This window comes from Mediterranea sp. ET5, from assembly GCF_023337025.1.
In the GTDB taxonomy this organism is placed as follows: Bacteria; Bacteroidota; Bacteroidia; order Bacteroidales; family Bacteroidaceae; genus Phocaeicola_A.
Genome location: NZ_JAMBLN010000036.1, coordinates 1 through 7,623, shown reverse-complemented (window position 1 = coordinate 7,623; position 7,623 = coordinate 1). Strand labels below are relative to the sequence as shown.

The following is a 7,623-nucleotide window of genomic DNA, read 5'->3' as shown; positions in this document are numbered from 1 at the left end:
CGGCAGCAAAAGCCACTCGTGAGCTTGACAAAGCGAAACGGATATTGGACAGGCAGGCTAAAGCAGGAGTTATCACTATTCCGTATTATGCAGTCGATTATCCTTACCATTTCAGGAATCTATGCAATGACACCCCACCTCTCATTCATGTATCAGGCAATTTGGAATTGCTCAACCGGAACGATACAGTGACCATTATCGGTGCCCGTGCAGCCGATGCTGAAGGTTTGGACGCAGCTTATCGGTTTGGCAAGCAGATAGGCGGGCAAGACCATGTGGTAATCAGCGGTCTTGCATTGGGATGCGACACGGCGGCGCATCGGGGTTGTCTTGATGCGGAGGGGCAGACTATCGCCATTGTCGCTTCCGGATTGGACATCACACATCCAAAAGTAAACAAAACCTTACAGGAGGAAATCGTGGCAAAAGGTGGAACTATCGTGTCCGAACATCCGTTCGGCATGAAGGCAAACCCTACGAGGCTGGTGGCGCGTTGCCGTATGCAAGTTGTCTTGACCCAATCGGTCATCGTGGTACAATGTCCCATTATCAGTGGCACGATGTATGCCGTGCGTTTCGCCCAAGAATACAGTGGTGATAAATTCGGATTAAGACGGCAGATATACGCAGTTGAATACGGCACAATGGACGAACTGAATTCAGGCAATAAGTTTCTGCTTGATTGTCAACTTGCCTTACCTATTAAGCCAAGACAAAGGACTGAATTGGATGGATTTGATTGTCTTGTGGTAAACTAAGCTATTATGATTGAATACAAAGAAGAGATTATAAAAACAGGCATAGCCTCTTCTTTGTTTTACTTGAATTATCTCATTCAGGGTTAATACCTTGTCGTTCCAGCTCATCCAGTACGATTTGGATTTTACCCTTGATGTATTTCACGAACTTATCGGTATGGTTTACCATGTCTGCAAGAGTTTGCATATCCCAATATCTGTATTGGTCTAAGGAAACCCAACCATATGGCCAACCTTCATTGGGCTTACCTGGGAAATGTTCAAGCTGAGACATGACAGGCCGTTCTTCTACCCCTTCAAAGTCAAAGCCGTAATAAATGTCATACATTCTTCCCCGTTCTGCTTCAAAATAGATAGCTAAATGACGTCTTTTGAAATGAAAATTTTGCCATTTGTTATTTCCCCAAGCATCATCGCTTTCTCCGTATTCAAATCCCATTTCTTCCGCCAGATTCTTTAATGCTGGACGAATGCGGTTTTCACATACATACTTGAAATAGTCACCTTGTATATTACAGATTGTGGCAACTGCTTCTGCATTGTTCATCATCAACTCTAAGAGTTCGTTTCTATATTTCTGTTCCATGGCTTGATTGGTTAATTCTTTAATAAGGTTGACATATTGTATCATTGTTTCGCGAATAAGCGGCTTTTGGGCGGAGAGTTGGATACAGTGTTCCAACCATTTCAGTATGGTTTCTTTATAAGAGATGCAAATGTATGCCACATTTTCTCCGCTTTGTTTGCTTGCCTCATCTCCCCAAAGTGTCAGATAGAGAATAACATAGTTTCCTGAGCGATACTTCTTCTCCGCAAACTCTTTATATCGTTTCAGTTGTTCCCATTGATCTTCGGCATAGATTTTATTCTCAATGATAATGGCTTGGTTCTTGATATTGGTTATCAGTAGGTCCAACCGTCCGTTTGGCACGGCGTATTCTGTGGTAACAGAGGCTGTCGAGGTATCAAAAGCTGATAACATTTCGTTCTCGCCGAGAATGGCAAGAAACTCTTTCAAGTAGATATCTCTTTGCCCATGACTGCCTTGGGGATTTAGAAATTCCGCAAGAATGGCGGAGTGTGTCGTTTCATAATGGTTTACGCCGCATGCGTGGAAGATATTGAATTGTTCTCCACGCGACCGACTTTCTTGTTGCGAAACCTTGGACTTCTCCAGAATTAGTTTCGCCTGATTCAATAATGTGTTGATTTCACTCATAAACTTCTACGTTTTTATGTGATACAAATGTTATGCTGTAGAGGATGCCTTAGCGAAAAAACGCACGATATCTTCCATATAATACCAGACGATTAAAGTGGTAGTCAGTCCGGCAAACGATGTAGTGAACCGATTAATGACGTAAAGCAATGTCAGTTCAAACATACTCGTATTACTGTTGACATAGAGCATACGCCGCGAAACGACCTCGCTCATGTTGACAGCGGTAAAGACGGCTACAAGAATGCCGAATACAAGCGGCGGCACCAAAAGTCCCCGAATGTTTCCGGGGTCGTTTGCAATGATTATAAGGTCAAGGAAGGCGAAAAACAAAAGAGTAAGCAGACAATAAACAAATTTCTTGGGTGCCATAGCCCAGCATAAGACACCTGTAAGGATGATAAATCCGCCTGCGGAAGCTTGAGTCATATCGTCCCAATGTACGAAAAGGAATCTCGCACTAATGGTACAGATAATGAGGATAAAGATTACCTCGATGTTGGCGATGAGCCAGGATAGGAGTGTTCTCATTAATGAAACATTTTAGCTTTTACTTGTTCTAATAGTAATTTCCCAAAACTGATTTGTGGAATAGGAGTTATGCTCCATAATAATCCATCCCAAAAATAGAATATCAATGGTTCATTGCGGTTCCTTGTTTGTATAGTAACGATTGTAATGGAAGGTAGTGAATAACTTCTTCCCAATAAACATACAACTTTCTTATTGTTATGCTTCGTTTCTTTCTTTATTTGCGACTGAAAACTGTCATAGATATTGAAATCCTTGCATGAATTTTCCACATTGTTGTCTATTTCGACATTACCATTAACGTCATAAAACTTATAAAGAGGCAAACTGTCTGCTATGCTTTTGGGCAGATCGTTTTTCAGTGTAACTATCGTTGACTTTTTCTGACCTTGCCCATAAATAAGTTGCGCACCACTTATGAATTTGTATATATCACGAAATTCCTTCACTGTTTGTTCAATTCTGTCGTCTTTGCCGGTTCCATGACAATCAGGGCAACTTTTATATTTTGTTCCGGAACAGTCAGGGCATTGCTGTTTGCCACTTCCATCGCAATGAATACAAACTTTGCTTTTGATTCTTATTTCCCCATTAGAATAATTGCCAGCTTGGTATTCCATTTCACCAACGCCATGACAAACATCGCAAATTAGCCATCCTTTTCCTGTACATGTTTCACAGGGAATCTTTCCCGTACCGCTACAACGGTTACAAGGTTTGCCGGTCATATCTCTCGTTGATACGGAGAAGACAATTTTTTCAGTACTCCTTTGTTTTGAAGTTTCAGTATATAAAATGTTTATCCATTCTTTAAAATTTGATGGTTCTATTTTATATGGAAAATCAGAGATGTCTTTTTGCCTATCCTCATATTTGCGCCTTTGTATTGTATTGCTGATAATCTTACTTCTGTCTGAGATTATAGCTCCGAATATACCTAAAAAGGGTTGTACATGTTGTACAGAAACGTTTGGCTGAAACAAACTAATGTTTTCAATAAAACGTTTTGTCTCTTTTGTTAATTTTGCCCATTCAGCATTACCCAAAGTCGTAATCCAATAATCACTATCCTGACTATTTACGTCTATCATATTCAAGATAGCATATGACTTTGCTTTACGCTTTATTCCTTCTATTAAGGATTTTCTTAATCTTTCATCTAATTCCATATATCTCTTGAGTATTTTCTAGGTTTTGTAAAAAGTCCGCTATCGCTTCCGAAATCTTCATTCCTATCTCCAGTTCCACCCACAGCCATTGACCGTTGGGATTACATTCCAAGAAAACATACTCTCCAGAAGGAGTGACTATGAAGTCGAAAGCCCCAAAGTTGAGATGCATCAGTTGCAGGAAACGGATGCACTTGTCTGCAATATCCTGTGGCAAGTTATAAAATTCATGCTTCAGACCATAATCGTAGCCTTGCCGCCAGTCTGTCTTTCCTTTGTCCTCGTCCAAGCATTGGGAGTCTATCTTGCAGGCAAACGCACGGCGCCCCACCATCGTGATGCGCAGTTCGTATGCTTTGGGCACATAGTTTTGCACATAGCTCACGGTTTGTGTGAAAGCTTCTTCGGGCACATCGTGGAGTGAAGCGGAAGATGTCTTTTGTGTATAAAGCGCATACTCTTCTTCATTGTCTTCATTCCAAATATTGCTGTTTTCTATGGGCTTTAATACAATCTCCTTATATTGCATGGCAAAACGGAGAATATCTGCCTTCCGATTGGAAAAGCAGGTGTCGGGAACAGACAATCCCACTTGTTGGGCGATGGTTGTTTGTAGCATTTTAGAGGCTGCCACTCGGTCGTACACAATACTTCCTATTGACGGAATGTCTTTGAGGTAATAACGTAGGAAACGGAGGAAGCCAAGTGCTTCTTCCCGGTTGTGTTTGTCTACGACCTCTGTACTCTGCAAAGGAAGTTCCGTGGGAGGCTCGGGACGCCTGTCCCACACCGCTGTTACCTCAGTACCTCTTACGCTCAGTCCGTTTTGGATGTTGGCCAACGTAAAATCACAGTGGTGCGCATCGTTTTGCCAACAGAACTCGTAATCGGTCAGCAAGGCTTCCGTGTTCAGCCGGAACACGGAGATGCCTCGTTCTGTAAGAAGTTGGATGACAGGTGTAGGATGGGAGTCCTCTTTATTGGTAATGACGAGAATCATTATACATTCTTTTGGTCATCTATTTCATTTTTAGGGTCTGATTTGCATTGATGTTGCGGTGTTTTGGTGATATGGTTCTTCAAAGATCTTGTGCCTACTACTCGCATGTCAAATGCCACGATTTGCTTCATCGGATCGTACATCACCGGAGTTTCATTCTCTACCGTTTGGATTTTCGAAGGCTTTGTGAAGCCCATCAGCAACGGCATCGGCTGGCCGTTCATTCTTGTTTGGTTGTACATAGTAATAAAAGATTTGTTTGGCTCTCCAGTTCCTTAAGGACTATTTATAAATGCGAAGCGTGGAACTGCAATGCCCACGTTCTGATTGGAGGTCCTGAGAAAACCTTAACACAAGAGTGGAGTGATAGCAGCCCACGCTAAGCGTGAGAACCACTATGCCATCTTCTTGTGTTAATTGCGAAATTTCTCAAGTTTCCAATCACAAGATGTGCATAACGCTTCTTTCTTTATCCGTATGTCCTTGAGCGGGATTTCTCCTGCCCAATCGCAAAAGTACGAAAATAATGCTAAGTAGCTAATATGTCTGCATTATTTTTTGCTTTTGCGCAGGTACTATCACTCCAAGGTATGTTTTATTTCCCTATTAAATGATTTATTGGCAAAATTAGATAGAACGGAATGCCAAATTGCAGCACATGTTCTGACAAAGTTGATTTTTTCCTCCAAACGGATGTTTCAAGAGGAACGATGTAGACTTTCTTCTCGTCCAAAGAATAGTACAGTTGCCGGGAAGCGTTTTCCATTCCACCTTGTATTTTTCTAACAGTTGCTCGTTCCAAGCAAAGTTACCTGAAAGTTCCTTCCAAGCGACATCTTCCAATACTTTCGCCATAAAATCGTTGTTTAAATTCTTTGTTACCATAATACTTTAATGTTTAGAAGTTTATCATTAACTCTGCTGCAAAGTAAAGACTATCAAGTGCCAAAACGAGGCATAACCACAAAAAAAAATAAAAGGTAAAGCAGAAAAAATAAAGATGTGCCGCGATTTTTCACAAGCGAGCAGGTAACTTTGTAGCAAAACATTAAATAAATAACAGTATGGCTGCAAATCTCTTAGGGCGGTATGTCTGGCTGATAGATACCCTGCGCCGATACAAACGCCTGACGTTTCAAGAAATCAGCGAGCTTTGGCAGGAAAGCGGACTTGGCTATGGTGAGGAATTACCTTTGCGCACGTTCCATAATCACCAAAAGGCTATCAAGGACATCTTTGATGTGTACATTGATTGTGACCGGAAAGACGGTTACCGGTATTACATAGACGAACCGGAACGGTTGGAGGGTAACAATCTGCAAAGTTGGCTGATAAGTTCCTACGCTACATTGAACCAAATTCAGGCGGACAACAAACTGGAAGACCGGATTATTTTTGAAGATATTCCGTCGGGACAAATATGGCTCACGCCTATTGTCGAAGCCATGCGGCGCAATCATGTGTTGAGCATCACACACCAAGGGTTTGGCAAGCCGGAACCCAGCACGTTTGAGATTGAGCCATACTGCCTGAAAGTCGTGAAGCGCCGTTGGTACGTGGTGGCACGTAGCCCGTACTATTCGGAGCGAAACAAAGAGAAAGGCATTAAGCCTGCTGATGTCTACCGAGTGTATGCTCTCGACCGTATTTCAGACATTCAGGACACGGGCAAGACATTCAAGATGAAAAAGGACTTTGATATTAATCACTATTTTGAAGGATGCTGTGGAGTAATCACTTCAGACGCCCCCATCCAACGTATCGTGCTTTTGGCTTATGGTGGTTTTGCCGACTATCTACGTACTTTACCTCTACACGAATCGCAACGGGAGATAGAGGGTGATGATGAGTCCACACTCTTTGAATACCATCTGAAGCCGACTTTTGACTTCTATCAGTTGGTTCTTGCCCAAGGCGACCAAGTAGAAGTGCTGGAGCCGGAATCCGTGCGCAACGAAATGCGCAATTTTGCAAAAAACATGTTGGACTATTACACTTGGAAAGAGGAGGATAAACCATGCGGGAAATAAATTTCATAGCCATCGATTTTGAGACAGCCACAGGCAAACGTGCTTCCATCTGTGAGGCTGGTATCTGCGTGGTGCGTGACGGAGAGATCGCAGAAACCCGTTCGTGGCTTGTCCGTCCGCAAGGAAATAGCTACAGCTACTGGAACATGCAGATACACGGTATCCGACCGAATGATACCGTCAATTCACCGGAATTCCCGGAAGTGTGGGCGGAAATCTGCGGATACCTTAAAGACATACCAGTGCTTGTGGCCCACAATGCCGCTTTTGACATAGGCTGCATCCGTCATTCGTTGGAGCTATACGGCATTAAGAAGCCTGACATTACCTATTATTGTTCCCTCCGTGCAGCACGCAAACTTTATAGCTTCGGCTGCAACAGTCTGGACTATCTCTGTGACCAATTCAGGATACCTTACGGGCAACACCACCGCGCAGGCGATGATGCGGAGATGTGCGCACGGCTGTTTCTGAGGGAAATAAAGGACTTCGGACTTTGTGGATTAGAGGAAATGAAATACTATAGTGGAAAATTATAAAATTACGAATATTATGGGACAACAATGTAACGACAATCAAATTGGGTTGAAAACAATAGGAGAGCTTTCAGGCTTGAGCTTTTTCATCCCGAATTATCAGCGCGGCTACAGGTGGACACGCCAACAAGTGAAGGACTTGCTCAACGACATCAACGAGTTCGATGCCAGCAAGGATGGATTCTATTGCTTGCAACCATTGGTGGTGAGACTACGCAACGAAAAAGATATTGTAACAAAAATACATGAAACGAATAAACTTTCAGAGATAAGGGAAATTCTCAATAAGAGCGTTGGCAAGTGGGAAGTTATAGACGGTCAACAGCGACTTACCACTATATACATCATTCTCAGAAGCCTTGACTCCAATGAGCCTTATT

10 protein-coding genes are annotated in these 7,623 nt (G+C 42.6%); 4 read left to right on the top strand and 6 right to left on the bottom strand.

What is annotated here, in order from left to right; genetic code table 11:
* A partial coding sequence (locus tag M3087_RS14200) for a DNA-processing protein DprA (protein ID WP_249096819.1) occupies nucleotides 1-758 on the top strand: 758 nt, incomplete at its 5' end.
* 73 nt (nucleotides 759-831) lie between these two features.
* Here the strand turns inward: M3087_RS14200 and M3087_RS14195 are convergent.
* The 6 genes from M3087_RS14195 to M3087_RS14170 all read right to left on the bottom strand — a co-directional run bounded on the left by M3087_RS14195 (nucleotide 832) and on the right by M3087_RS14170 (nucleotide 5,532).
* Nucleotides 832-1,977, bottom strand: a complete 1,146-nt coding sequence (locus tag M3087_RS14195) for a PD-(D/E)XK nuclease family protein (RefSeq protein WP_249096817.1) — start codon at nucleotides 1,975-1,977, stop codon at nucleotides 832-834.
* A gap of 30 nt (nucleotides 1,978-2,007) precedes the next feature.
* The gene (locus M3087_RS14190; RefSeq protein WP_249096815.1) at nucleotides 2,008-2,508 is read right to left on the bottom strand and encodes a hypothetical protein; all 501 of its coding nucleotides are present in this window, start codon (nucleotides 2,506-2,508) and stop codon (nucleotides 2,008-2,010) included.
* The gene (locus M3087_RS14185) at nucleotides 2,508-3,677 is read right to left on the bottom strand and encodes a hypothetical protein (protein WP_249096813.1); all 1,170 of its coding nucleotides are present in this window, start codon (nucleotides 3,675-3,677) and stop codon (nucleotides 2,508-2,510) included. Before M3087_RS14185 ends, M3087_RS14190 begins: the two co-directional genes overlap by 1 nt.
* The gene (locus M3087_RS14180) at nucleotides 3,664-4,677 is read right to left on the bottom strand and encodes an MvdC/MvdD family ATP grasp protein (RefSeq protein WP_249096807.1); all 1,014 of its coding nucleotides are present in this window, start codon (nucleotides 4,675-4,677) and stop codon (nucleotides 3,664-3,666) included. Before M3087_RS14180 ends, M3087_RS14185 begins: the two co-directional genes overlap by 14 nt.
* The gene (locus tag M3087_RS14175; RefSeq protein ID WP_249096805.1) at nucleotides 4,677-4,919 is read right to left on the bottom strand and encodes a hypothetical protein; all 243 of its coding nucleotides are present in this window, start codon (nucleotides 4,917-4,919) and stop codon (nucleotides 4,677-4,679) included. Before M3087_RS14175 ends, M3087_RS14180 begins: the two co-directional genes overlap by 1 nt.
* Nucleotides 4,920-5,304: 385 nt before the next feature.
* Nucleotides 5,305-5,532, bottom strand: a complete 228-nt coding sequence (locus M3087_RS14170) for a hypothetical protein (RefSeq protein WP_249096803.1) — start codon at nucleotides 5,530-5,532, stop codon at nucleotides 5,305-5,307.
* A 209-nt stretch (nucleotides 5,533-5,741) separates the two neighbouring features.
* Between M3087_RS14170 and M3087_RS14165 the strand changes: the two genes are divergently transcribed.
* The 3 genes from M3087_RS14165 to M3087_RS14155 form a co-directional block, all read left to right on the top strand.
* Nucleotides 5,742-6,707 (top strand): helix-turn-helix transcriptional regulator, encoded by a 966-nt coding sequence (locus M3087_RS14165; protein ID WP_249096801.1) that lies wholly within the window; start codon nucleotides 5,742-5,744, stop codon nucleotides 6,705-6,707.
* A complete protein-coding gene (locus M3087_RS14160) occupies nucleotides 6,695-7,246 on the top strand; it encodes a 3'-5' exonuclease (protein ID WP_249096799.1) in 552 nt (183 codons plus the stop codon). Before M3087_RS14165 ends, M3087_RS14160 begins: the two co-directional genes overlap by 13 nt.
* A gap of 13 nt (nucleotides 7,247-7,259) precedes the next feature.
* The coding region (locus M3087_RS14155) for a DUF262 domain-containing protein (protein ID WP_249096796.1) at nucleotides 7,260-7,623 on the top strand (364 nt) is incomplete at its 3' end.